The 24414-nt window shown below is 53.4% G+C and carries 24 protein-coding genes and 1 pseudogene; 10 read left to right on the forward strand and 15 right to left on the reverse strand.

From position 1 onward, the window contains the following. Nucleotides 1–138: 138 nt before the first annotated feature. Both RW092_RS17640 and RW092_RS17645 read right to left on the reverse strand, forming a co-directional pair. Entirely contained in the window at nt 139–1965 is a 1827-nt protein-coding gene (locus RW092_RS17640; RefSeq protein WP_316010832.1) for a cache domain-containing sensor histidine kinase, read from the reverse strand. Beyond that, nucleotides 1943–3550 (reverse strand): response regulator transcription factor, encoded by a 1608-nt coding sequence (locus tag RW092_RS17645; RefSeq protein WP_316010833.1) that lies wholly within the window; start codon nt 3548–3550, stop codon nt 1943–1945. The genes RW092_RS17640 and RW092_RS17645 overlap by 23 nt, the downstream gene beginning before the upstream one ends. 22 nt (nt 3551–3572) lie before the next feature. Between RW092_RS17645 and RW092_RS17650 the strand changes: the two are divergent. Both RW092_RS17650 and RW092_RS17655 read left to right on the forward strand, forming a co-directional pair. Beyond that, nucleotides 3573–4054: pseudogene (locus tag RW092_RS17650) on the forward strand (ABC transporter permease subunit); the annotation flags it as partial. A gap of 21 nt (nt 4055–4075) precedes the next feature. After that, on the forward strand, nt 4076–4969 hold the full coding sequence (locus RW092_RS17655; protein ID WP_085278458.1) for a carbohydrate ABC transporter permease: 894 nt from the start codon (nt 4076–4078) through the stop codon (nt 4967–4969). 102 nt (nt 4970–5071) lie between these two features. Here the strand turns inward: RW092_RS17655 and RW092_RS17660 are convergent, their stop codons facing one another. The 3 genes from RW092_RS17660 to RW092_RS17670 all read right to left on the reverse strand — a co-directional run bounded on the left by RW092_RS17660 (nt 5072) and on the right by RW092_RS17670 (nt 7477). After that, on the reverse strand, nt 5072–5560 hold the full coding sequence (locus RW092_RS17660) for a low molecular weight protein-tyrosine-phosphatase (RefSeq protein ID WP_316010834.1): 489 nt from the start codon (nt 5558–5560) through the stop codon (nt 5072–5074). A 101-nt stretch (nt 5561–5661) separates the two neighbouring features. Further along, entirely contained in the window at nt 5662–6537 is an 876-nt protein-coding gene (locus RW092_RS17665; protein ID WP_028539242.1) for an AraC family transcriptional regulator, read from the reverse strand. Nucleotides 6538–6649: 112 nt separating this feature from the next. Beyond that, nucleotides 6650–7477: an AraC family transcriptional regulator gene (locus RW092_RS17670; protein WP_016313265.1), complete on the reverse strand. Its 828-nt coding sequence runs from the start codon at nt 7475–7477 to the stop codon at nt 6650–6652. Nucleotides 7478–7700: 223 nt separating this feature from the next. Here RW092_RS17670 and RW092_RS17675 point away from each other — a divergent pair, with 223 nt between their 5' ends. The 4 genes from RW092_RS17675 (at nt 7701) to RW092_RS17690 (ending at nt 12019) form a co-directional block, all read left to right on the forward strand. Continuing rightward, nucleotides 7701–8867 carry a Gfo/Idh/MocA family protein gene (locus tag RW092_RS17675; RefSeq protein WP_316010835.1) on the forward strand — a complete coding sequence of 389 codons (1167 nt, stop codon included), beginning with the start codon at nt 7701–7703 and terminating at the stop codon, nt 8865–8867. A 135-nt stretch (nt 8868–9002) separates the two neighbouring features. Next, complete coding sequence (locus RW092_RS17680; RefSeq protein WP_316010836.1) at nt 9003–9851, forward strand: sugar phosphate isomerase/epimerase family protein; 849 nt, start codon at nt 9003–9005, stop codon at nt 9849–9851. 8 nt (nt 9852–9859) lie between these two features. Continuing rightward, nucleotides 9860–10969 carry a Gfo/Idh/MocA family protein gene (locus RW092_RS17685; protein ID WP_316010837.1) on the forward strand — a complete coding sequence of 370 codons (1110 nt, stop codon included), beginning with the start codon at nt 9860–9862 and terminating at the stop codon, nt 10967–10969. Nucleotides 10970–10987: 18 nt separating this feature from the next. After that, nucleotides 10988–12019: a Gfo/Idh/MocA family protein gene (locus RW092_RS17690; RefSeq protein WP_127575381.1), complete on the forward strand. Its 1032-nt coding sequence runs from the start codon at nt 10988–10990 to the stop codon at nt 12017–12019. Between the two features lie 139 nt (nt 12020–12158). On the opposite strand, the gene RW092_RS17695 is transcribed toward RW092_RS17690, so the two are convergent. From RW092_RS17695 to RW092_RS17730, 8 genes are all read right to left on the reverse strand, one after another. Next, nucleotides 12159–12350, reverse strand: a complete 192-nt coding sequence (locus RW092_RS17695; protein ID WP_016313270.1) for a hypothetical protein — start codon at nt 12348–12350, stop codon at nt 12159–12161. A gap of 266 nt (nt 12351–12616) precedes the next feature. Then, nucleotides 12617–15022 (reverse strand): glycoside hydrolase family 65 protein, encoded by a 2406-nt coding sequence (locus tag RW092_RS17700; protein ID WP_316010838.1) that lies wholly within the window; start codon nt 15020–15022, stop codon nt 12617–12619. After that, nucleotides 15019–16116 carry a carbohydrate ABC transporter permease gene (locus RW092_RS17705; RefSeq protein WP_028539247.1) on the reverse strand — a complete coding sequence of 366 codons (1098 nt, stop codon included), beginning with the start codon at nt 16114–16116 and terminating at the stop codon, nt 15019–15021. The genes RW092_RS17700 and RW092_RS17705 overlap by 4 nt, the downstream gene beginning before the upstream one ends. Beyond that, nucleotides 16116–17201 carry a carbohydrate ABC transporter permease gene (locus tag RW092_RS17710; protein WP_371859495.1) on the reverse strand — a complete coding sequence of 362 codons (1086 nt, stop codon included), beginning with the start codon at nt 17199–17201 and terminating at the stop codon, nt 16116–16118. Before RW092_RS17710 ends, RW092_RS17705 begins: the two co-directional genes overlap by 1 nt. A gap of 149 nt (nt 17202–17350) precedes the next feature. Then, nucleotides 17351–18772 (reverse strand): ABC transporter substrate-binding protein, encoded by a 1422-nt coding sequence (locus tag RW092_RS17715; RefSeq protein WP_316010839.1) that lies wholly within the window; start codon nt 18770–18772, stop codon nt 17351–17353. 352 nt (nt 18773–19124) lie between these two features. Next, nucleotides 19125–20153, reverse strand: a complete 1029-nt coding sequence (locus RW092_RS17720) for a LacI family DNA-binding transcriptional regulator (RefSeq protein ID WP_028539250.1) — start codon at nt 20151–20153, stop codon at nt 19125–19127. A 667-nt stretch (nt 20154–20820) separates the two neighbouring features. Then, nucleotides 20821–21054 carry a DUF6273 domain-containing protein gene (locus RW092_RS17725; RefSeq protein ID WP_258956114.1) on the reverse strand — a complete coding sequence of 78 codons (234 nt, stop codon included), beginning with the start codon at nt 21052–21054 and terminating at the stop codon, nt 20821–20823. Nucleotides 21055–21080: 26 nt separating this feature from the next. After that, complete coding sequence (locus RW092_RS17730; protein ID WP_316010840.1) at nt 21081–21515, reverse strand: DUF6273 domain-containing protein; 435 nt, start codon at nt 21513–21515, stop codon at nt 21081–21083. 105 nt (nt 21516–21620) lie between these two features. On the opposite strand from RW092_RS17730, the gene RW092_RS17735 reads away from it, so the two are divergent. From RW092_RS17735 to RW092_RS17745, 3 genes are read left to right on the forward strand one after another with little or no spacing between them, the layout of a single operon-like run. Beyond that, a complete protein-coding gene (locus RW092_RS17735; RefSeq protein ID WP_016313278.1) occupies nt 21621–21977 on the forward strand; it encodes a PadR family transcriptional regulator in 357 nt (118 codons plus the stop codon). Then, nucleotides 21974–22651 carry a permease prefix domain 1-containing protein gene (locus tag RW092_RS17740; protein ID WP_085278464.1) on the forward strand — a complete coding sequence of 226 codons (678 nt, stop codon included), beginning with the start codon at nt 21974–21976 and terminating at the stop codon, nt 22649–22651. Before RW092_RS17735 ends, RW092_RS17740 begins: the two co-directional genes overlap by 4 nt. Continuing rightward, nucleotides 22648–23241 carry a DUF4825 domain-containing protein gene (locus RW092_RS17745; protein ID WP_028539619.1) on the forward strand — a complete coding sequence of 198 codons (594 nt, stop codon included), beginning with the start codon at nt 22648–22650 and terminating at the stop codon, nt 23239–23241. The genes RW092_RS17740 and RW092_RS17745 overlap by 4 nt, the downstream gene beginning before the upstream one ends. A 154-nt stretch (nt 23242–23395) precedes the next feature. Here RW092_RS17745 and RW092_RS17750 read toward each other — a convergent pair whose 3' ends face one another. Together RW092_RS17750 and RW092_RS17755 are read right to left on the reverse strand one after the other, a co-directional pair. After that, nucleotides 23396–23620: a hypothetical protein gene (locus tag RW092_RS17750; protein WP_016313281.1), complete on the reverse strand. Its 225-nt coding sequence runs from the start codon at nt 23618–23620 to the stop codon at nt 23396–23398. Continuing rightward, nucleotides 23569–23913, reverse strand: a complete 345-nt coding sequence (locus RW092_RS17755) for a DUF1492 domain-containing protein (RefSeq protein ID WP_009224658.1) — start codon at nt 23911–23913, stop codon at nt 23569–23571. Before RW092_RS17755 ends, RW092_RS17750 begins: the two co-directional genes overlap by 52 nt. 182 nt (nt 23914–24095) lie before the next feature. Between RW092_RS17755 and RW092_RS17760 the strand changes: the two genes are divergently transcribed. After that, on the forward strand, nt 24096–24320 hold the full coding sequence (locus RW092_RS17760) for a hypothetical protein (protein ID WP_016313282.1): 225 nt from the start codon (nt 24096–24098) through the stop codon (nt 24318–24320). Nucleotides 24321–24414: the final 94 nt, after the last annotated feature.

The raw sequence follows: 24414 nt of genomic DNA on the forward strand, positions 1-24414 counted from the left end.
CCCTCTCTTGAACTTTTGCGCTTGGACCTCAAGCTCACCTCAATTGTAAAAAGCGCCCCCCGGGATATCTATAACGTAAAGTTACTATTCATAATGGAAAACGACTTTCATCGACTTCCCTCCGTTAGAACCCCTATATCAGCCTATAATCAGCCGCGTTTCCAGCTCGGACGCATTCGGATTTAACGGCAGGCGAATCGTCACATTCGTCCCGATGCCAAGCCGGCTGAAAATTTCCACCCCGTATCGCTCCCCATAAGCCAGTTTGATCCGGTCATCTACATTTTTGATCCCATAGCCGGATTGATTGCTCGCTTTGTTAAACGCCTCCTCCAGCCGCTGGCGGGTCATGCCTTGTCCGTCGTCGATGACCTGCAGCAGAAGATCTTCTCCTTCCGCCTTGAGCTTGACGATAATGTTGATGCCGGACTCACTCCAAATCGCGTGATTGATGCAGTTCTCGATAAATGGCTGCAAAATCAACTTGATCACCGTGCGGTTAAACAACGACTCGTCCAAATCGTAGTGCATATGCAGCATCCCGCGGAACCGAATCGCCTGGATGGAAACGTAGTTTTTGACCAACTGGATTTCTTGTTCCAGCAACACCACCCGTTTGCCCTTGTTCAACGAGATTCGATAATATTTCGATAAATGGTTAACCATCTGGTACACCTGCATGCTGCCTTCCTTCAATGCCAGCGAAGAGATCGAGGACAACGTATTGTATAAAAAATGCGGATTAATCTGCGCCTGCAGCGTCGTTAGCTCCGAATCTTTGACGGCGATTTCCTTCACGTATACCTCATTAATCAGTTCCTGAATACGCGCCGCCATCTTCTGGAACGCGTACGACAGCTGCCCGATTTCATCGTTGCCCATCGGCATGCGTTGCACCTGAAAGTTCCCCCGCTCTACCTTGCGGATTTGCTGCAGCAGTCCCTCGATCCGTTTCGTAATCACCTTGGCTGTCACAAAAATAAGCAGGGCGGCAACCGCAATCACAGTGACCGATACCCAGACAATTCGTTTGGTCGCCTTATTCGTATTGGCGAGCAGCTCGTCATAGGGAACGGTGATGACCGTCGTCCATCCGTTACGTAACTTTTTGTAGGTAAAAAACAATTCCTGTCCGTCAATCCGCTTATCGAACTTCCCGCTGGACAACGTTATATCCCCTTGAATCGGATAGAGGTCGAACAGCTGATTGCCCTTCATCGCCGCATCACCGGAACTGATCACGCGGCCGTTCTCGTCGATGATGTAGACGCTCTTGTTGACGTTCTCTTTTTCGATCAGGGAGTAGATTTCCTTGTCGTCGATATTGATCGTTAGAATGCCATACGGTTGCGATAAGCTGAAGTAGCTCAGCGAACGGGCCAGTGTGACATAGGACGACCCGGTCTGCGGATCTTCGATATGGGTGTAGACCGGACTTCCGGCCGCGTCCAGCGCCTGCTGCTTCACCCTTTCCGGGAGCTCCTCGGTGTAGCGGATGTACTGCTTATCGGAATAGAGCGTCTTGTTATCGATGTAAATGGTGATGCCCTGAAGATTAGAATTGGAAATCATCATGGAGGACATCGTCCGATTGATATAGCGGAAGGCATCAATATAATAAAAGGCCTGCTCATAATCATTGGACAGGTAATTCCGCAGCTGCGCATCCATATACAAAATATTGGTCAGCTGCTCGTAATACCCCAGCCGGTTCTCCAAGTTCGTATTGATCTGATTTAACGTCCCGCTTAACGAAGCGTACGTCTGCTCCGTAATCGCGTCCCGCGTAGAAGTGTAGGAATAATAAATCAGCACGGAGCACGGGATAAAGGACACGAGAAGGAAAATAATAAACAGCTTATTGCGCAGCCGAAGGTTAGTAAACCAATGGTGCCTGAACGGGAACAATCGCCGAGTGATCGGGTTCATGCCTTTCGTCCTTTTAGAGATTTTTTCGATATTCATTTGGCGTGACTCCTTGGTTTTTCACGAATAAGGAAATGAAGTAGGACGTGCTCTCGTAACCGATTTTCTGGGCGATATCCTGTACCTTCAGCGATGGATCTACCAGCATCTCCTTGGCTTTCTCCAGGCGGATGCGAGTCAGATAGTCATGAATCGTCATCCCGGTTTTGTCCCGGAAAATCGAGCGCAGATAGTTCGGTGACAAATACACTTGGCTGGACAAGCTTTGAATTGTGATCGGCTCATGATACGTATTGTCGATGATCTGGCAGACCTGATGTACCAGCTTGGCGTTCTTGTCCGTGGACCGCTCCATCAGCAGCTCCAAGTAATGGGCTGCCGCCCGCCAAATCGCCGCTTCAATCTCCTGCAACGTCTGGCAGTCGTACACCGATTGATACAAGGCGGCACGTTTGACCGGCTCAGCTTGGCAATTTAGGCTCGGAGTGTGAATCTGTTCCTCCAAGCGGTCTAACAAATCGATCGCCCACTCGTACACAAGCGATTTATCGATCCGCAGCTGGCGAACGTTCATGAGATAATCACGCAAGATCGCTTCTGCCTCTTCACTGCGCTGTTGCTGCAACGCCTCCATCCACGCCTGCTCTGAGAAGGGCGGCAGCTCTCCATAGCGGTATCCCGGTTTGACGTCACTGACAAATAAAATCTGCCCCGGCCCAAGGAAGAAGCGTCCGTCCCTTAAGCTGCGCACCCGTTCATACAGCTGAGCGATACCGGCAAGTTCGGCTGCTTCGTTGCTGATGGCGAGCGTGACTGACAGCCCCAGCAATCCTCGGACCGTCTGTTGCAGCGTCCCCCACTGCTCTCGTGTCGTAGCGGGTTGGCTTCCGCTCTCAGGTTCAGCCGCGATAAAGATCGCCAGCTCCCCTTCCTGCAGCGTAGCCACCATCGCGTCTTTACGAATCGCGTGAAAATAATCCTCCAACACTTCCGGCAGACGGGAGATCGCCGTTTCCAACGACCCCGCCTCCCCTCTGACGTCGGTCTCCCCGCGGTTGATACTTCCGCTTGCGCAGCGGTCCACACTGCAGAGCGCCAATGTGTAGGAAGGAGCGGATGCTCCCCTCCCCCGTTCCAACTTTCCTAGCTCGACGGTGAGTTGCTCTTGCCGAACTAGAGATTTTTCGTGAAGCAGCTCCTTCAACAACTTGGCTTTGGTCATCTGGACCGATTTATATTTTAAACGCACCTCTTCGCACTTTTGCTTCACCTGCGCAATCACACCGGAAATTTCCTCCAGATCCAGCGGCTTCAGCAAATAACCTACTGCTCCGACGTGCAAGGCTGATTTCACGTAACTAAACTCGTCATGACCGGTCAGAAACACGATCTGCATCCAGTCATACTGCTCCCTGACCCACTTGGCCAACTTCAGGCCGTCCATGAAGGGCATCTGAACGTCTGTCAGCACGATGTCGGGCTGAATGGCTTGGATTTTCTCCTGAGCGTCCTTCCCATTGATGCCGACGCCAGCGACGTAAATCCCCATCTCTTCCCAACGGATGATGTCCCGCATCATTTCCAATTCCAATTCCTCGTCGTCCACCAGAAAAATGCTGTACATGTCCGCAAGCCCCCTTCGTTTGTCTTTCTATGCGTATTTCATCTCCTGGGTTATCGCGGCCAACATTATCGTAACGCTGCTGTCTTCGGATGGTGCCGTGAACGCGTTGCTGAAGTTCTTCCATCTCACCAATGAGAGCATCCTGTTCCTGCAGAACGGGAAGTATTTCTGGTGGATTGTAGCCTTGGGCAATACGTGGAAGGATATGGGCTACAGCTCGATCATGTATTTAGCAGCGATCTCTTCGATCAACCCGGAATTGTACGAAGCGGCCAAGGTGGATGGGGCCAACCGGTTTAAGCAAATCCGCTATATCACGTTCCCGCATCTGAAGCCGACGATTGTCATCCTGCTGATTCTGGCTACTCATTCCGCTATGGGATCCAGAACGGGATGTTCTCTTACGCTTCCGCTGTCGGCATGTTCAGCTCGGTGGTCGCTTTTATTATCGTGGTGATCGTCAACCAAATCGCGAAAAAAATCAACGGCCAGTCCTTATTCTGAACCTGGCATGGAGGGAACTGCATGAAAAACCAAAAAACGCTGACCGAGCATCTGTTTGACGCGGCCTTGTACCTGTTCCTGACGTGCATTTTTCTCGTCACGTTCTATCCGTTCTGGAACATTCTCATCATCTCGCTGAATGACGCAACGGACTCGCTGCGCGGCAACCTGTATTTCTGGCCGCGGGAGTTTACGACCGCCAGCTATATTACGATCTTCCGCAACCCTGAAATCTGGAGTGCGCTGCAGGTGACGGCGCTGCGAACGGTAATCGGGACCGCGATGTCGATCATTTGCATCTCCATGCTGGCTTACTCTTTAAGTAAACGGTATTTGCTTGGCTGGAAGTATTTTTCGTTCTTCTTTGTGTTTACGATGTACTTTGGAGGCGGCTTGATTCCAACGTATATGGTGATCAAGGCGTTGGGGTTAATTGATTCGTTTTGGGTGTTTATTTTCCCGGGGCTGATCGGGGTGTTCCTGATGATCCTCGTACGTACCTTCATCGAGCAGCTGCCCGGTGAAATCGAGGAATCCGCCAAAATCGACGGCGCCAACGATTTGCAGGTGTTCGTCCGCATCGTGCTCCCGCTGTGCGTCCCGGTGCTGGCGACCATCGGCTTGTTCCTGGCCATCGGCCACTGGAACGCTTGGTACGATTCCTACATCTATACGTATAAACCGGAGCTCAAGACGCTGCAGGCGGTTCTGGTCAAGATCCTGAACCAGTTCCAGACCGGCGCGATGATGACCGATGCCCAGCAACTGGCGCAAAACGCCAAACGCATCCCGGTCTCCAGTGAAAGCATCCGGATGGCGGTTACGATGGTAGCGACGCTGCCGATCATCATGGTGTACCCGTTCGTGCAAAAATATTTCGTCAAAGGGATTATGATGGGCGCGATCAAAAGCTAACTATATTTAATGAAGAAACCCGTCGCGGCGGTTTGCCGGACGGGTTATGTGTCTTGGGATGGGCTCTGAAGTTTAGGTTAATCTGGGCCTGCCTCGGCCGGTTTAACCGAGGGCGTGCTCCTGCCGGATCAACTCCAGCAAAGCACGGCAGCCCTTCTGCACTAGGCCATAAACCTCTTCAAAGTTCCCGGTGTAATACGGATCGGGAACCTCCTTCAACTGCGAGTCCGGCACCAGATCCAGGAGCTTCACGATCCGGGCATCGGCCTTACGGGCCAGCGCCTTCAAATCGCGTTCGTTCTGGTTATCCATCGCAATGATATAGTCGAATTTGGCAAAATCGTCCTGCGCCACCTGCCGCGCTTTCAGCCCTTCATAGGAAATGCCGTACTGATCCAAAATGCGGCGCGTGCCGTGATGCGGAGGATTGCCTGTATGCCAGTTACCGGTTCCCGCCGAATCGATCACAAATCGTTCGCCGTATCCGGCTTCGTTCACCAGATGCCGAAAGACGGCTTCCGCCATGGGCGAACGGCAAATGTTCCCCAGGCATACAAACAACACTCCCACTTTGCTTTTCTCGTTATCCATGGTTCTCCTTCTTCCTTCCTGTATAGCCTATCTGTTCAACACTCTCTTAGCAGATAGTACTATAGGTTAAGCTGAAGGACAACCGTAGCTAGGTCGAAGCTTCAGCCTTTGCGTACCACGGGAATCCAGATTTCGCTTCGGTAATTGGACAGCGACGTGTCCGGGCTCTCGTTCCATAGAAGCTCCGGTCCTTCGGCCAACTCATAATGAGCAGACGGGAACCACTCGGAATAAATCTGTCCCCAAACGTTCTGCAGCGTCTCCGGGAACGGGCCGACGGCAGTGAATACCGCCCACGTCGAAGCAGCCACCTCCAGCGAAGCATAACCGTCCGGGCCAGGCTGCGTTGTCGCCACACCCAAGTAATGATCCAGCTCCCCTTGCTCCTCCATGCGTCCATCCGAGAAATTGATCGATGCGTTGACGATCCCGGTTGGTTCGATATTGGACAACCCTTTCAACTCAGCGATTTTCTCCGGGGTTAACTGCTGTGCCATTTCTGCGATATGCGGGTTCACCCCGTGAAATTGGATCGGCACCCGCTTATGCAGACCAACGATCCGAAACGCATCCTTATCTACGATCCGATAATTCATTTCGTTTCCTCCTTGTATGGTGAGTTGGAAGGACATCCGAGGATAAGCTTTTAGCGGCGCTCCCGGATCTCTGGCCTCCGATGGCGTGATGCCATGCATGGCTTGAAACGCTCGGGTAAAAGCATCCGCGGAACCGTAGCCATACTTCACCGCGAGGTCAATGACCCGCACCGGCCCTTGCTGCAGCTCGAAAGCAGCCAGCGTTAATCGACGGCGGCGGATATATTCCGTCAGCGGAATCCCGGCCAGGAACGAGAACATCCGTTTAAAATGGTACTCCGAACAAACCGCGATCCGGGCAACCTCTCCATAATCGATCTCCTCCGTTAAATTCCGCTCGATGTAGCCTAGCGCATCGTTCATGTTTTTAAGCGTATCCATCGTTTGCACCTCCTCTGGTTCCCATCATACTAAGAGTTCTCTGGCCCCTTCCGACTTTCCGTGCACCAACTTTGCAGGGGATCTGGTTGTCGAAGCCGTTCAATGGAGCAAATTACCGCGTGCAAGCCCGATAAGCCGTGGGTGATATCCCGGCATGACTCTTAAACTGGCGGGAAAAGTGCGCCAGCTGCATGCCCAGCCGGTCAGCGATGTCGGCGATGCTGTCATCCGTATAGGTCAACAGCCGTTTGGCTTCCTCCATCCGTTTGCGCTGCACATAGTGCATCGGGGTGACTCCCATGATTTTTTTGAAATAAGGAATAAAATAGTTCGGATGCAAATGCACCAGGTCAGCCAAAGTCTCGATTTCGATCGGCTCGTGCAGATGCTCCTGGATGTATCTCAACACGTCGTTCAGCTTGTTTCGTTCTGTAAACTGCATATAGTCCTTCAAATAATCATGATAACCGCCTTCCTCCAGGCAGCAGGCCAGCAGATTCAGCAGACAAGCTTGCATTCGCAACCCGGCAAAGGGCCCTCCGGACTGAAACTGGTGAATGAGCTCCTCGAAGGTCGCTTGGACCTCCTCGGGATTGCCGGCATCGCTGATATACAACTTGCTGCTGGCATGAAACAGCGGCCATTCCCCCACCTGAGCATCGAAGTGACAGAAATATCGGGTATAAGGATTTTCCGGGTTCGTAAACGTCGTTTGACTGCTTCCCGCCGGCATGATCATCAGCTGCCCTGGCCGGGGATAATACGTCTCCCCGTTGATGATGACTGACCCTTCCCCCTCGGCGATAAAATACAGCCGATTAAAGCTGGGGGCCAGCTCCGTCCGGTTCCAACCAGGAAAGCCGCTTCTCAGCTGCGCATGCGTCACGGTGACGGTTAAGCTCTCGGGCAAACGCCCGGCCAACTGGTCTATTTCATTCATCGCCTTCTTCCTCCTCCCCTCCGTCTCACTGTAAGCCTTTTCAATTCGAAAGATTCTTATCCTATTGTATCAGCGTTATTTATCGAATACACCTTAATTTTGTGCAAAACCGCCTTAATTCGTGCCATTCTCAACCCTTCCGATTCAAGCTAAGCTAAGAGCGACAGGACTACCTAGAAGCTGACAGAACAGGAGTTTAATGAAGGTAAAAAGGGAGGATTACATGGACAAAGTACGTTTCGCGATCATTGGCATCGGCAATATGGGAACGTCCCATGCACTCAACCTCAGCAGCGGCGAGATCCGGGGAGCGGAACTGACCGCCGTTTGCGACACGAACCCCGACCGCTTGAAGTGGGCGAAGGAGCATCTGCCGGAGACGGTACTGAACTTCGATACCCCGGAAGCGCTGTTGGCTTCGGGCGCGATGGATACCGTGCTGATCGCTACGCCGCATTATGATCATCCGACACTGGCGGTGCAAGCTTTTGAGAGCGGTTACCATGTGCTGGTGGAGAAGCCCGCCGGCGTGTATACCAAAGCGGTTCGCGAGATGAATGAAGCGGCGGCGAAGTCTGGGAAGCAGTTCGGCATTATGTACAATCAGCGTACGAATCCGCTGTACGCAAAGCTGCGGGACCTTGTATTGTCCGGGGAGCTGGGGACGATCCGCCGCACGAACTGGATCATCACGAACTGGTACCGCTCGCAAAGCTATTACGACTCCGGCGGTTGGCGCGCCACTTGGGCTGGAGAAGGCGGCGGCGTGCTGCTGAATCAGGACCCGCACCAGCTTGATCTTTGGCAGTGGACGACCGGGATGATGCCGAAGCGGGTACGTGCGTTTTGCCACTTCGGCAAATACCGCAATATCGAAGTCGAGGACGATGTGACCGCTTATGTAGAATACGAAAACGGCGCCACCGGCCTGTTCGTCACCACAACCGGCGAAGCCCCGGGGACGAACCGCTTCGAGCTGACCGGCGACAACGGCAAAATCGTCGTGGAGGATGGCAAGCTCACGTTCTGGCGGTTGCGCGTGCCTGAGCCGAAGTTTAACGCGGAATATACCAGCGGTTTCGGCCAGCCGGAATGCTGGAAATGCGAAATCCCGGTGAGCGGCGGCGATGGCCTGCAGCATAGGGGGATTTTGCAGAACTTCACGAACGCGTTGCTGTACGGTGAGAAGTTGCTTGCCCCTGGTGAGGATGGCATCCTCGGCCTGACGCTCTCCAACGCCATGCACCTGTCGGCCTGGACGGATGACTGGGTGGAGCTGCCGCTGGACGAGGATCTGTTCTACACCAAGCTCCAGGAGAAGATCCGCACCTCCTCGTTCCGCAAGGAAGGCGGCAGCGGCAAGGTGCTGGACGTGTCGGGTACGCACTAAGGCGGTGCGGAGTTACATCGGCACGTTTCCGGAACGCTCTGAGGCTGCATGTCAGCGCCATGGGACGTATCGGGGCGCTGTAATCTGGCGCTGGAGCGAACAAGCAATCAGGAATTTCAAGGAGGAGCGATACCCATGAAATTGTCCGTATTTACCGTATCCACCCCGGATTTGACGCCGGAGGAGCTGGTGCAGGCCGCGCGCGAAGCCGGGCTCCACGGCGTAGAGTGGCGTTTCAAGGAGGTTCCCGCCGAAGTCGCTGGCGAAAAACCCTCGTACTGGCGCAACAATTTGTGCTCGATCGATCCGTCTTCCTCCGAAGAGCAGCTGCTCCGTTTCAAACGGATCACCGAAGCGGAAGGACTGGAGGTCGCCAGCATCACACCTTATTTAAACTCGCTGGATCTGGAGGAGACGGAGCGGGTGTTCTCTGTCGCCCGTCTGCTCGGCGCCAAAATGATCCGCGTTGGTGCGGCCGGATATGACGGCACCACCCCCTATCCCGAGTTGTACGAAAAAACCGTGCGCTACCTGAAGGAAGCGGAGCGCCTAGCTAAGCAATACGGTGTCAAAGGGGTTGTGGAAACGCATCATCTGACGATCGCACCGAGCGCCAGTCTGGCCTATCGTCTGGTCAGCCATTGCAATCCCGATCAGATCGGCGTCCTGTACGATCCGGGCAACATGGTACACGAAGGGTATGAGCAGTTCAAAATGGGACTGGAGCTGCTGGGTCCCTATCTCGCCCATGTTCACGTCAAAAACGCCGCCTGGTCACAGACCGGCAAACGCGAAGACGGCACTGCAGCATGGCGCTGCGAGTGGTCACCTCTGGCGGGCGGCGTGGTCGATTACCGCCGCCTGCTCCAAGACCTGAAATCCGTTGGCTACGACGGCTACCTCGGAATCGAGGATTTCAGCGGTCACTACGAGTCGAAGGAAATGCTCCGCCAGTTTGCCGAGTTTATCCACGAAAGGATGTAAGGCTAACGATGAATGCACGACAGCAGAAACCTTCTTTTCAAGCGAAAGACGGAATGAACTATGCGCCAAAGGGACGTCCCAATGCCGTCGTGAAACCCGGTGAATTCATCTTTGCTGCGGTGCACCTCGATCACGGGCATATTTACGGCATGACCGGCGGCTTGATCGAAGCCGGTGCGACCTTAAAGTGGGTGTACGATCCCGACCCGGCCAAAGTCCAAGCGTTCGTGGAGCAGTACCCGCAAGCTGCCCGGGCAGACAGTCTAGAGCAGATCCTCTCCGATCCCGAAGTGCGGCTCGTCGCTGCAGCAGCGGTGCCGTCGGAACGTGGTCCGCTCGGGCTCAGGGTGATGGACGCCGGGAAGGATTATTTTACCGATAAGACCCCGTTCACCCGCCTGGACCAGCTGGAAGCGGCGCGTCAGAAGGTACGCGAAACCGGACGCAAATATATGGTCTATTACAGCGAACGCCTCCACGTGGAATCCGCCGTGTATGCCGGTCAGCTCGTACAGCAAGGGGCAATTGGGCGCGTACTGCAGGTAACCGGGTTTGGTCCGCACCGGCTGAATGCGGGCTCGCGGCCGGAGTGGTTTTTTCAGAAGGAAAAATATGGAGGAATCCTTTGCGACATCGGCAGCCATCAAATCGAGCAGTTTCTGTTCTACACCGGGTGCAAGGATGCCCAAGTGTTACACAGCAAGGTAGCCAACTACCACCATCCCGAATACCCCGAGCTGGAGGATTTCGGCGACGCGACATTGGTTGGGGATAACGGGGCGACGCAATATTTTCGCGTGGACTGGTTTACCCCGGACGGCCTCAGCACCTGGGGAGACGGGCGGACGTTCATCTTGGGCACCGAAGGATATATCGAGCTGCGCAAATACGTCGACCTGGCCCGGGATGCGGAAGGCGACCATGTCTACCTGGTGAATCAGGACGGGGAGCAGCATTTTGCCGTCCGCGGGCAAGTCGGCTATCCGTTCTTTGGCGAGCTGATTCTGGATTGCCTGAACCGCACAGAAAATGCCATGACCCAGGAGCACGCCTTCAAAGCCGCAGAGCTGTGTCTGAAAGCTCAACAGCAGGCACTTCGTGTCACCCCAACATACTAGGACAGGAAGGGACCATACATGACGATGCAAGAACCGATCGGCGCGGCGATTATTGGCTGCGGTGCGATTTTCCCGCTGCATGCCGAGGCGTTACAGCAACTTGACGGCGTGAAGCTGAAAATGGTTGTCGACCGCGATCCCGCCAAGGCAGAGCAGGCCGCAGCGACATTTTCCTGTGAAGCTGCAAGTGATTACCTGACCTTGCTGGAACGTGACGATATTCAAGTCGTCCACCTCTGTACACCTCACCACCTGCATGCGGAAATGGCGACGCAGCTGCTCCGCGCCGGCAAACATGTGCTGACGGAAAAACCGCTCGCCCATGCTTTGCAAGCGGCGGAGAACCTGGTGGCAGAAGCTCGGCGCAGCGAGGCGCAGCTGGGCGTTGTTTTTCAGAATCGTTATAATGCCTCGTCCCAAAAAATCCGCGAATTCCTGGAATCAAACACGCTGGGCCGGCTCATCTGTCTGAAGGGCATCGTCACCTGGCAGCGGGACGAAGCCTATTACACCGACAGCCCATGGCGAGGCCGCTGGTCGACGGAAGGCGGCGGTGTGTTGATCAACCAGGCGATCCATACGCTTGACCTGCTCCAATGGTTCGGCGGTGAAGTTCTCTCCATCCAGGGCAGCGTCACCGCCGACGCCCTTGGGGATGTGATCGAAGTGGAGGATACGGCGCATGCCCGACTCCTGTTTGCGAACGGTGTTCGCGGGTTGTTTTACGCCACCAACGCGTATCTCACCAATTCCCCGGTTGAACTGGAGCTGGTGTTTGAAGGCGGCACGCTGCGGCAGCGGGACGATTGCCTGTATTTAACCCAGGGCGGTCGGGAGAGCCTGGTGTGCGAACCGCCGACGAACCTGAATGACGCAGGACAAATCATCGGTAAATCCTACTGGGGCTCCAGCCATCGGTTGTTAATTGCCGACTTTTACGACCGCGTCCGAACAGGAACTCGCTTTGCGATTGACGGCGAAGAAGGCCTCAAGTCGCTGCGGCTCATCACAGAGCTATATCAGTCCTCTCGGACGCGGAAATCCAGATGAACACTAGTAACGTCAGAACCGGGAACTTACGACATACACCAACGGATAATTAGATAAAAACGTTGCGAAGCGAAGGACCGTTCCTTACGAGGGGCGGCCTTTTCTAAAATGGGGGACTTGTCGGAGGGAGGGTTCGAGGTTACAGCCGCTTTCTCATCCTGGTGAGGATGGTAACCAGTACCGAGTTGAAACCTATGGGGACTTTGGTCCGCTCATTTTTGGGCTTCTCCCGCTCCCTGCGCCGGATTTGCTCAGCCAGCAAGCAACGATCCAACTCCTGACTAAGGTCTCGAATATGCTGCTTCGCAATGTCTAAATTGTTGAGATACATCGTGCTCCACCTCCTTTTCATCATGAGTTAAAGATCTCCATCATTGGTAACCTTTCCTTCTTGATCCTTCCCTATCATAACGCCGCAGTTATCGCTGCGTCAGGGTACAAAACACCTTAAGTTCTTTTTTCCTCCCTTCTGCCATGCAAAATAAAAGCGGCCACCTTTGTTTTATGCAAAGGGGTCGCTTATGTTCACGGCGTTTCCACACGCCAGCGATTTTATTGAGCTAAATGCCGAATTCAATCGGTAGATTTGACGCTCCGTTAACTGACCAGGTGGCCGCCAGAGGAGGGATGATTCGCCGCCAACGTACGTCGAACAGCTTCTCCGGAGTGAATCGACATCGGTTCTCCTTCGTGCCGAATCACAAGCCCCTCTCCTTCGCGCAGCGTGTACACGACCTGTTCCCGGTCGAAGAATACTTCCAACAGCTGCCCCCGATACATCACTTTAAACCGGCAGCTGCTCCATGGCGGTGGCAACACCGGCTTAAAGCTGAGCTCGCCGCTAACTAACCGCATCCCGCCAAACCCGTTCACCACCGCCATCCATGAACCCGCCATCGCTGCGGTATGCAAGCCGTCTTTGGCATTGCCGTTCACGTCATCGAGATCCATCCGCACCGTCCGGCTGAAGTAGTCGTAAGCCGCCTTCAGATCGCCAATCTCGGCGGCAACGATGCTATGGATGCATGGCGACAGCGACGAATCATGCGTGGTCAGCGGTTCGTAATACCGATAGTTGCGGATTTTCTCCTCAGTCGAAAACTGCTCGCTCAGCAAAAACAACACCATCACCAGATCCGCCTGCTTCAGCACCTGATGGCGGTAAATCACAAGCGGGTGATAGTGGAGCAGCAATGGATATTTTTCGGGTGGCGTGCCAGCGAAATCCCATTTCTGCTTGGACAAAAATGTATCATCCTGCGCGTATATCCCCAATTCCGAATCATACGGGACGTACATCTTGTCCGCCGCCCGCTGCCACTCGCGGAGTTCCTCCTCGGTAAGACCGATCTTCCGCGCCAGCCGGGCGTATTCCATAGGGTATCGCTCGCGCAGCAGCTTCGCCGTCTCACAGGCATACCGCAGGTGCTCGCGGGCCATGAGATTTGTATAGGCGTTGTTGTTCACCAACGCGGTATACTCATCCGGCCCGGTCACGCCGTCGATGCAGAAGGCGCCGCCACGGACCGGGTTATAATGGCCCAGATCCACCCAGAACCGCGACGTCTCGAACAGGATTTCTGCGCCTTGGCGCACGAGAAAATCCTCGTCCCCCGTCGCCTGGACGTATTGGCGGATGCCGTACGCGATATCGGCGTTAATATGCGCCTGGGCGGTGCCCGCCGGGAAATAGGCGGAGTTCTCTTCGCCGCCGATTGTTCGCCACGGATACAGCGCGCCCCGCTGCGACATCACCTGCGCCCGCTGCCGCGCTTGCTCCAGCGTGCGGTAGCGGAACTCCAGCAAGGCCCGGCCGATCTCCGGCGTCGTGAAGGTGAAGAAGGGCAACACGTACATTTCAGTATCCCAGAAATAATGCCCTTCGTACCCTTCGCCGGTGAGCCCCTTCGCGGCCATGCTGGTTCTGCCGTCGCGACCGGCCGACTGCAGCAGGCCAAACGCGTTAAACCGCAGCCCCTGCTGGAGCGCGGGATCGCCGGCAATTTCCACGTCGGCGCGGTGCCAGAACGCGTCCAGGTAAGCGCGCTGCTCCTTGGCCAGTCCGTCAAAGCCGCGGCTGACGGCCAAGCGCAGCTCTTCCGCGCTTCGCATCCGCAGTTCTTCCTCCCGGGTATCCCGGGACGTATGAACGCTGATGAACTTGCTCAGCGACACCTTCTCCCCTTGGCGCAGCGACACGTCGTACTGCACCGAAAACCACGGCCCGTCTTGCTGCTCCGACAGGCCGAACGCGGCTGACGGCGGCAGCTCCAGCTGGTGGCTCACCGCCGTCAGCAGCGCGAAGCGGCTGCGCCGCGTGCGCTGCTTCAGCCAGCCGCCGCCGCGCCCGTCGCTCCCCGCCTCCTCGAACAGGAGGCTGGGCTCCGTGCGGCGCGCCCCCAGGCGGGGGTCCCCGCCCCGGTCCGCCGCCCCTTCCGCCTCGGCGATGTCTCCGTCCATCGCCGAGCAGATCGAGACGGTGCCGGCGAAGTTTAGCGCCGTCACCTCATAGTGGATCGCCGCCAGGTGCCGATGAGTTAACGACACCAGGCGGTGGATCTCAATCCGCACGCGGTGTCCGGCTGGGGATTCCCATTCCACCAGCCTGTGCAACACACCGTTTTGCATATCCAACGCTCTTCGGTAAACCTGCACCTGTCCCCGGTTCAGATGAAAAGATTCGCCTTCCACAGTCAGCCGGATAATCCCGGCGTCCGTCACATTCAGCATTGCCTGGCCTTCGGTCGGATACCCGTACGCCCCCTCCGGATAATGGATCGGTGCGGTATCATAAAATCCGTTCACATAGTTGCCCCGCACCGAGGCTCCTTTCTTACCGTGGTACCCCTCCTCAAAATAGCCGCGCATTCCAAAATATCCATTGCCTAAGGAAAACAAGCTCTCCATGCGCTGATTGTCTTTCTCGTCGTAAGCCTCCTCGACCAGATTCCACTCCGGATCGGGAGACAGATTCTCCGTAAGCTCATTTGACTGCTCGTTCATCCTTTCACCGAGCCTCCCATCAGCCCTCTAACAAAGTACTTCTGCAGGAGGAAGAAGATCGCGAGCGGCATCAGCATTGAAATAAATGCGGCGGACGTCAGCAAATGCCAATCGTTGCCTCTTGAACCTACGAGATCGGCGATCTTCATCGACATCACCTGTACGCTCGGCTGGTTGCCGATAAAGATCAGCGATACCAGATAGTCGTTCCAGACCCACAGGAACTGGAAGATCCCGATCGAAGCGAGCGCCGGCACCGACAACGGCAGGATGAGCCGGGAGAAGATCGTAAAATGACTCGCCCCATCGATAAAGGCCGACTCAAACAAATCTTTGGGCAACTGGCTGATAAAGTTATACATAAAGTACGTGACAAGCGGTAAACCAAAGGCGGTATGTGCCAGCCAGATCCCCAAATAGCTGCCGTTTAAGCCCAGCGCAGTATAATCCTTCAGCACCGGGATCAGCGCAACCTGCAGCGGAATGACCAGCATCGCGATGATCACCACAAACAGGGTTTTGCGGCCAGGGAATCTCAGCCAAGCAAACGCATAGGCGGCAAATGAAGCGATTAGCACCGGAATCACCGTGGCCGGAACGGCAATCGTCAGCGTGTTCCAGAATGCCTGGGACAATCCGGTCCCTCTCTGAATCGATTCGCTGCCGTCGGCGAGCTTCAGCTTGTATTCCTTACCGGACAGCACGTTTTTATAGTTCTCCAACGTCAACGCCGGTTTGAACTCCCAGCCCTGCTCCTGGACGTTAATCGTACGGGCCCGGCGATTTTCCCAGATCATCCGTTGTCCGTCTTTCACAACCCCGGCTTTCAGTTCATCGTCGCTGTAGGTTTCCCCGTTCACTTCAATCGGTTCACGCAAATCGATATCTTTGGAAAGCTGAATCGTCTCCGCGTTCGTCCATGCCTTGTGCGGGAATACGTTCCACCAACCGGTTTGCAAGATGTCTGCCGCCGGACGGAAAGATGAGATCAGCAATCCCAGCGTCGGGATGAGCCACACCAAGCAGATGAGGCCGAGAACGAGATTAACGATCGTTTTACCGCGTTTGCGCTTACGCAATTTCGTACCCGCCATTAGAATCCCCCCTGCTTGCGGATCTGCCGCAGATTAAAGAAGATGACCGGTGTGACAGCAATCAGCAAGACGATCGCCAGCGTGGACCCGTACCCGAAGTTACGGTACATGAAGAATTGCCGATAGAACTGCGTGGCCACCACTTCAGTCCCGTATTGTCCGCCCGTCATGACCATGACTACGTCGAAAATTTTGAGCGTAAACACGATGATGGTTGTCGTCACCGTCAAGATCGTCACTGAGATATACGGGATGATGATTTGGAAAAAGATTTTAATCTCACCGGCCCCGTCTACTCGCGCCGCTTCCAAAATATCCTCCGGAACGCCTTTGATCGCCGCAGAGAAAATCACCATGGCGAACCCGGTTTGCATCCAGATCAGGATCAGAATAAGAAACAGGTTGTTCCACGGCTGCAGCATGCTGGTCCAGGCTTGTGCTTCTCCTCCGAAAGCAGTGACGATAGCGTTAAGCAGACCAATTTGCTGGTCACCGGGCTGATAATAATAAACGAACTTCCAGATGACGCCCGCTGCCACAAACGAGATCGCCATCGGCATAAAAATAATCGACTTGGCAATCTTCTCGTAGCTGCTGCGGTCGGCAAGGATGGCAATCAACAGCCCAAGCGTGACGCAAGCAAGCGTGCCGAGGAATACCCACAACAGGTTGTTGCGCAGCGCCGTCCCCATCAGCTTATCGGTGAAGATCGCCGCATAGTTGGCGAGCCCAACGAATTTCTCCGACGAAGCGTTAAAGAAGCTCAAATACAACGTCCGTACGGCGGGCAGCACCAACAGCCATCCCAGCAAAATTACGGCCGGACCGATGAAAATATACGGCAACACCTTCCGCCGCACTTGCTCCGGATACTGCTCCACCGCCCAGTTAAAGGTATAAAATAGCAAATACACGCCGAGCACGCCCCATAAAACAGCGAAGATCGCGGTCAGCAGCGGATTCAGCGTCGAGTCGCGGAAGAAGCGGAAGATCAGGCCGTGTCCGGCAGCATTCGCAACCAGGACAATCAGGGTGAAGAGCACGGCCCTCAGGCTGACGATTCGCTTGGCCTCTGAACTCATCATGACCCCTCCTAAATGGTTTGTGAGCGTTACATCTTGAACCAGCTTAATGGATGAAAAAGGAAGGGGCGTGTGTGCCGGAACCCACGTTTCGGCTCGCGCGCCCCTCCGCGGTGCTTCAGTTATCGTTTAGATCGCAGTTCAGAATTGACTTAGTTGTTCCAGCCTTCCTGAATTTGCGCCAACGCTTCATCCAGTGTGGACGTACCGCTCACGTAGTCGGTCATGCCTTTCCAGAAGGTACCGGCACCTACTTTACCCGGCATCAGGTCAGAGCCGTCAAAACGCAGCGTTGTCGCTTCTTGCACAAGTTGAGCCATACGACGATCGGCCTCGGAAGTATACCAGTCAAGCGAAGCATCGTTCATCGGAGCGATGACGCCGCCGGATTGTACCCACGATTTGATCGATTCACCCGTTGTAAAGAATTCCATCACCGCACGAACCTCAGGACGATCGTTGAACATCGCGTAGATATCGCCAGCTACCAGCACCGGCTTCCCGTATTGCTCGTCGATCGGCGGCAGGTAGAACCAGTCGTAGTCTTCATCGATCTTCGCCGTTTCCGGGAAGAAGCTGGTGATAAAGTTCGCTTGACGATGCAGCCAAATTTTCGGCGGGTTGTCGAACATCGGCAACGCCGAATCCCCAAATGCGGTCGTGACGATCGACTTCGTGCCGCCGTATACGTAATCTGGATTCATCCAGATTTCTGACATCACTTCAACAGCATGCTTCACTTCAGGGGAAGTGAACGGCAGTTCGCCGCTAACCCATTTATCATAGTTTTCCGGCGAAGTCGTACGGAGCATGATGTCTTCTACCCAGTCGGTAGCCGGCCAGCCTGTTGCCGCACCACTTTCAATACCAATCCCCCAAGCGGTGTCGCCATCCTTAGCGATTTGCTCCGTTAGTGCCATCAGCTCATCCCAAGTTTGCGGAATCGTATAGCCCGCTTCCTCAAATTGCTTCTTCGGATACCATACCAGGCTCTTTACATTACTGCGGTTCCAAACGCCCGCCATGATTTGCTTGCCATCCTTATCTTCCATCGTCGCCATGTCGAGCCAGCTTTGGTTGTAGTTCGCCTTCAGCTTCTCCTGGTCGAGAATGTTGTTCAGATCGATGACCTTACCGGTCTTGGCCACGGCAGCCAGCAGACCCGGTTGCGGGAAGTCCGCGATGTCAGGGGCGTTGCCGCCGTCTACACGGACGTTAATGGTCGCTTCGAACTCTTTGGAGCCCTCGTATTGAATATCGATCCCTGTTTTCTCTTCAAACTCTTTGATGCTGGTCTCGAACTTCACTTGGTCAGCATCTACGAACGGGCCAAACATCGTCACTTTCGTCCCTTTATATTCACCTTTCAACGCCAGCTCGAGTGGAGAGCCAGTGGAAGATGTGTCATTGGTTGCGGCAGTATCATTTGTATTCTGTTCCGTGGTCCCCGTATTCGCCGGAGCTGTCGGTTCATTGTTTGCCGCATTGTTCCCTCCGCCGCAGGCGCTGAGGAGAAGTGTGAACGATAACCCGCTCACGAGCAATAAAGAACTCCATTTTGATCTTTTTTTCATTGACCCTTTCATCCCCTTCGATATGATTTAGGAACAACCATCTTAGGTCTGACTGACCCTTATTCGCTTTCGGCGAATCACCCCCTTAATCAAGCCTTTCAACAACAATCAACGATAAAAATAGGCATGTATCCGTTTTCATTTTGGTATAAATGTATGACCTGCCCAGCAGGAATGTTCCGTTTTTTTGAAAAGCTTTTCATAATTCTGTTCAACTATTGTTCATGGTGATGGTGTTGGAATGTGTGAGTAGTTTCTATTACGTGTGTTGTGTTGCGATGTGTGAGTTGTATTGCGTTGTGAGTATGTTGTAACGTTGTGTGTTTGTTGCGTTGTGTGTGTAATTACTTGGTTAAATCGTGGCTCTTTCCCGCGAGGATTCTCTGACGATCAGCTTGTGTTGGAGAATCTCTCTGGGCACCGCCACACTCCCGGTAGTTAGCAGTTCATGCAGCTTCTCTGCGGCACGGTGGCCAAGATCATAGATAGGTTGGGATATCGTGGTCAGCTTAGGAATATACATGCTTGCCATTCGGTGATTGTCAAAGCCAATGACGGACACCTGCCCCGGGACGAGAATGTGTCGGTCTCGAAGATACGAAATCGTCCCCATGGCAAATTCGTCGGCTACGCAGAACACCGCGGTCAAATCAGGATGCTCAGTAAACAACTCGTGTGCCGCCTGATACGCATGCTCAAAATAGTGACTGGCAAATTTCACGTGTTCAATATTCGATGTCAGTCCGTATTCCCTCATGGCCCGAACAAACCCGGCGAATCGCGGCGGGCCAGAAATGGAATTGTCGTGATTAAAGCCAATCATACCGATTTGGCGATGACCAAGCTCGATAAGGTAAACGGCTGCGTCATAAGCTGCAGCCTCATCGTCAACTTCGACGCACGGAATATCGTATTCGTCCGAATGGGATGACACCATGACACAAGGGATGCGGCAACCGAGCAGTTTCTCGTAGTACTCCGGAAACATTTTGTCGCTCGCAAATACGATCCCATCCACCTGCTTCTCATGAAACGTATCGATATACGACAACATCCGCTCCTTATCACGGTCCGTGTTGCAGATCATCAGGCTGTACCCCAGTTTGTTGCAGGCATCCTGCATTCCCCGGATCATTCCCGCGTAATACATGTTCTCAATATCGGGAATTAACAATCCTAAGGTAAAAGACTTCTTGTAAATCAGTCCGCGGGCAAAAGCGTTCGGCTGGTAATTCAATTCCTGGATCGCCGCCAGCACGCGCTTTCGCTTGCTCTCCACCACTGTAGCCGGCGCGTTCATGACGCGCGAAACCGTACTGATGGAGACCCCCGCCTTTTTAGCAACATCACGGATCGTTGGTTTGCTTTTGTTTTTGTTCATCGTTGGCATCCTCGGTTTGAAAAGCTTTTCAATGCGATTATAACAAGGGACTTTGGGGATGACAAGAGTTTTTTGAAGCGCTTACAAGCCTAGGGGGACCAAAGCCTGTACTGCCCCTTTTTCACCATTATCCCGTTGAGTCACCAGCCCGTACGTCGCTCCCTTCTCACCATTATCCCGTTGAATCCACCATCCGTACGTCCGCTCCTTCTCTCACCATTATCCCGTTGAATCCACCAACTGTACGTCCGCTCCTTCTCTCACCATTATCCCGTTGAATCCACCAACTGTACGTCCGCCCTTCTCTCGCCATTATCCCGTTGAGTCCGGCTGGTGCTGTTAGCACTAGCACTCCCCAATGAGCGTTTTCCCAACGGATGGGTCAATTGCAGTGTATTCGGGATTCCATTCCTAGGGCTGTCGGATCTCCCTCGTGTGTGTTCTAACGGAACCAGATGACGCTAAAGTTCATTTCCCGCACCATTTCCCGTTCTAACGGAACGCGAGGCCGTTATTGGACATAAAATCCCCCCGTACTAGCCGATTCGAGCCATATAACGTCATCTGATTCCGTTAGAAGTTCCAAACAACTGCAGTCATGCCAAATAAGGGCTGTACGTTCCGTTAAGTCCTTTTGCCAGCCGCCAGTGATCAAACCAACGCCAGTTTACTTTAACATACTCAGCTTAATCGCAGGCCGCACCCCATCCCGTGCCAGACTGACGTTGGCATAGCTGCGGATGCTGGCTCCCGGGCCGATAAAATGGGCGCGCGAAGGTTGATTCCCCTGCGTGCGCAGCCACCACCAGGAACAGCCCAGCTTCTGGCCGTTTCGCAGCACATAATTGGCTTGCTCACCTTTGTCATAGACGTAAAGGCTGCAGCCGTCAGGCTTCTTCATTTTCGCATAATCCGTCCCTACGGTAGTCAGCCAGGCCTTGCCAAGGCTTGCGGTGAAAGCCTTGACCTCCGGAACACTAACAGAAACACATTGTCCTCCGTGTCCGGGCAGCCTTCCCCGTTATCTGTACAACAAGTCCGCTTGATCAATGCTTGCTCCTCCGGGCTAAAGGCCATAGTGAAAAACTCCTCATTTAACCACTGCCGCAAATCGCAATCACGCCAGGTGATGTCGACGGCATCCCGCCACGTGACGTCCTTGCTTTTCCCGTGATATCGCTTGCAGTCCAATATCTCTTCACTCAACAAGAACAACTCATCGCCCGTATTTTGGAGAACCCGCCACACGATCGGCTGAACTGTTCCATCGGCGAAATGGGGATACGAGCCAAAGGTCATCTGTTCTCCCGGCTGTATGTCATGTTTAAGCAACGTCGAAGCAGATTGATGATTACCATCCATAAAGCTGCCTATTACGCCGCAATCGCGTGACCAAATAACCTGACACCAACTACCTTGACACACATGGTAATATGTATTACATTGTTCCGAAAGAGGTGAACCATAGTGAACGACAGCGCCATCAGCCGGGATTTGATCCGCGGCCATATCGATACCATTATTCTCCGGGTGCTGCTGGAGGGAGATAACTACGGGTATGAGATCATGAAATCCATTTCCTCCATCAGCCAAGGACGTTACGAATTAAAAGAACCGTCGCTCTACACCAGCCTAAAGCGATTGGAGGCCCAGGGGTTGATCGAGTCCTATTGGGGCGAAGATCGCAGCTTGGGCGGTCGGCGCAAATATTACCATGTCACCCCTGCGGGAGTCGAGGTTTACAAAGCCAATTTGGCAGCATGGAAATTGTCCCGCGAAATCATCGACGTTCTGATTGAGAAACAGGAGGGATTCCCATCATGAATTCGTTGCATAACCACGTGGATCGTTTATTTGCCGGTTATCCGGCGACTCAGCGCAATCGTGAAATGAAAGAGGAAATCATCAGCAATCTGGAAGCCAAAGTCGCCGATCTCATGGCGGGCGGGATGGATTACGAACAGGCCGTCCGGACGGCAACGTCCAGCTTCACCCGCATCGATGGGCTGATTGACGAACACCCGCCGATCTATGTCAACCGTTATCGGTTGGAATGGATGCAAAAAGTGCTGTTTTTAGCCATCATTCTGTGGATCTTCACCATACCATTACGTTTGATCGAACGCACACCCTTAAGTTTCTTCCTTCTGGGCTTCGTTCTGGTTCTTGGCCTCCTATATCTCGTGCTGCATTTTGCATGGCGCGGCCGAGCGCTTGAGGTAACAGCTCCTCGACATCTCGCGGCGGCCCGGCGGCGAAGCCGGATCGTGTGGCTGCTGTGGGGCCAGTTCATTTTGATTACCTTGCTTGCGATTACCGCCCTCCGGTTCGGGAGCAATATCTGGTATGGCTATCAAGTGAAGATCGGCGGTCCGTATCAGTTTGCACAACTGGGCATTCAATACGCCAAGCCGTTTCTCACGATTTGGATTCCACTGGCGTTCCAGCTCAGCGCTTCGTTACTGACAAAACATGAAGTAGGTGATTGGGAAGCATGACAACAAGACAAAGCATCAAACGTTGGAACATCGGAATTTTCGTTCTGCTCATCGCCGGATTCGTATGCTTAGGTGTGGTAGAAGGCGTGGCACTTCCCCGCCAAGATCAGCAGGAGGCGCTCTACAACGAAGCGCAAAACAATCCGTTAACCCATGACATTACCCGTACAGCCTCTTTCGCGACGCCTTACATGGGAAATGCGGCTAAGGTATCCGGACTTTTTCAGTCACTCCCGCTGGGACCCATTCGTTCTTTTGCCCTTGATCCGGATGAGTTCACTGTGCAAGTGAATCTGGATTTATCGGTGCCGATGGCGGAAGCCGATCGCGATCGCGCGTATTTATACAGCGCCACGGCAGCTTTTGCTTATATCGATAACCTGGAGGCTGTAATTTTCAACCAAGGTTCAGCCGCCTACCGTGTAACGCGTGAAGAACTGCTGCACTGGTACGGCGTTGATCAGTTTTCTTCTTTAACCACCAGCTCTGCCACATGGCAAGCTGCGGTGCAAAACAAGCTGACAGATCGGGAATACACGCGGCAAGCATTTCAGGAACTGTTTCATGAGTCTGAGACTCTATCGGTTTAACGCTTCCTTCTCCCAATGCTTTTCTCTGATAAAGCCCTTCTAAGCACACTCATCTATAAGGGAAATTCGGATGCCGCATTCACAACCAGATATCAAAAAAATTAAAAAGTCGATCAGGAGTGAACTTCCTGACCGACTTTTTGAGGTATACTCATTACTTCTCTTCCCGCCTCTTAATCATCTCCAGGAACTCGAGAATGATGTCGGAAACGGCATCCTCTTCGGACATATGAATATACTTGCTTATATGCACAATATCGCCTTTAAACAGCTCGATTAACTTTAACGTCGCATCGGGATCGTTATCCCTTGCTTTTTGAAGCAAACTCAGGAACTCTTCATCATCCGGGATAACTCTTTGATCATCTTTCGTTTCCATTTGTTCACCCCTTGCTGACTCATATTCAACTCGCGGGCGACTTCCCCCTCCGTTTTGTCCTGTAAATAGATTTTGGAGATGATCGTTTTTCCCGTCGTAGAAGGAAGCGCATTGATCAGCTGTCTCACAACAATTTTGTTATCAGAAGATGAGGTGAAGCAGGTTACGGCCGGCTCGACTCCATTGAATGAACATTCCCGTTTTCTGACGACTCTCGCTCTGTATTGAACCCTCCATGCAATACGATAAACTTCTTTCCGATATTGCTCGTACACGGTATGTTGTTCCTTCAAAACTACCTCCCCCTTTCATTTTCATCTTCTATGTATAGGGAAATTTTCAAGGGGGTTATACAACCATAATTATATAAGTAGTAATGATTATAACATTTTTTCTAGAATTTGGTTGTACTAAGACGAACTTTTTTTCCCCATATAGTGAAGGGCCCAATAAAAAGTTCAAGGAGGTACCCATTATGCAGGTTGCAGATATTGTGTCGTTGGTTGCGAATGTTGGCTTTCCTGTCACACTTTGCTTCATCCTGATCAAATATGTGCTGCAAACCGTTGGCGATAAATTGGGCAACATCGAGGCTTCCTTGCAGGCTCTCTCCGAAGAAGTACAGCGGCTGGATGATATTCTGGGCGAAGATCGGCAGACCTCAGGAGCCTCTAGCAGTAAAGAATCTAGGAAACTGTGAAAATCCTCAGGCCTAAGGTTGTACCGCAGTGGCGGGTAAAAACACCCCTATTTATATCTATGACGGGCCCGGCAAAGTTAGAACGATTGATGTC

Source organism: Paenibacillus sp. 3LSP, from assembly GCF_032465655.1.
In the GTDB taxonomy this organism is placed as follows: Bacteria; Bacillota; Bacilli; order Paenibacillales; family Paenibacillaceae; genus Fontibacillus; species Fontibacillus barengoltzii.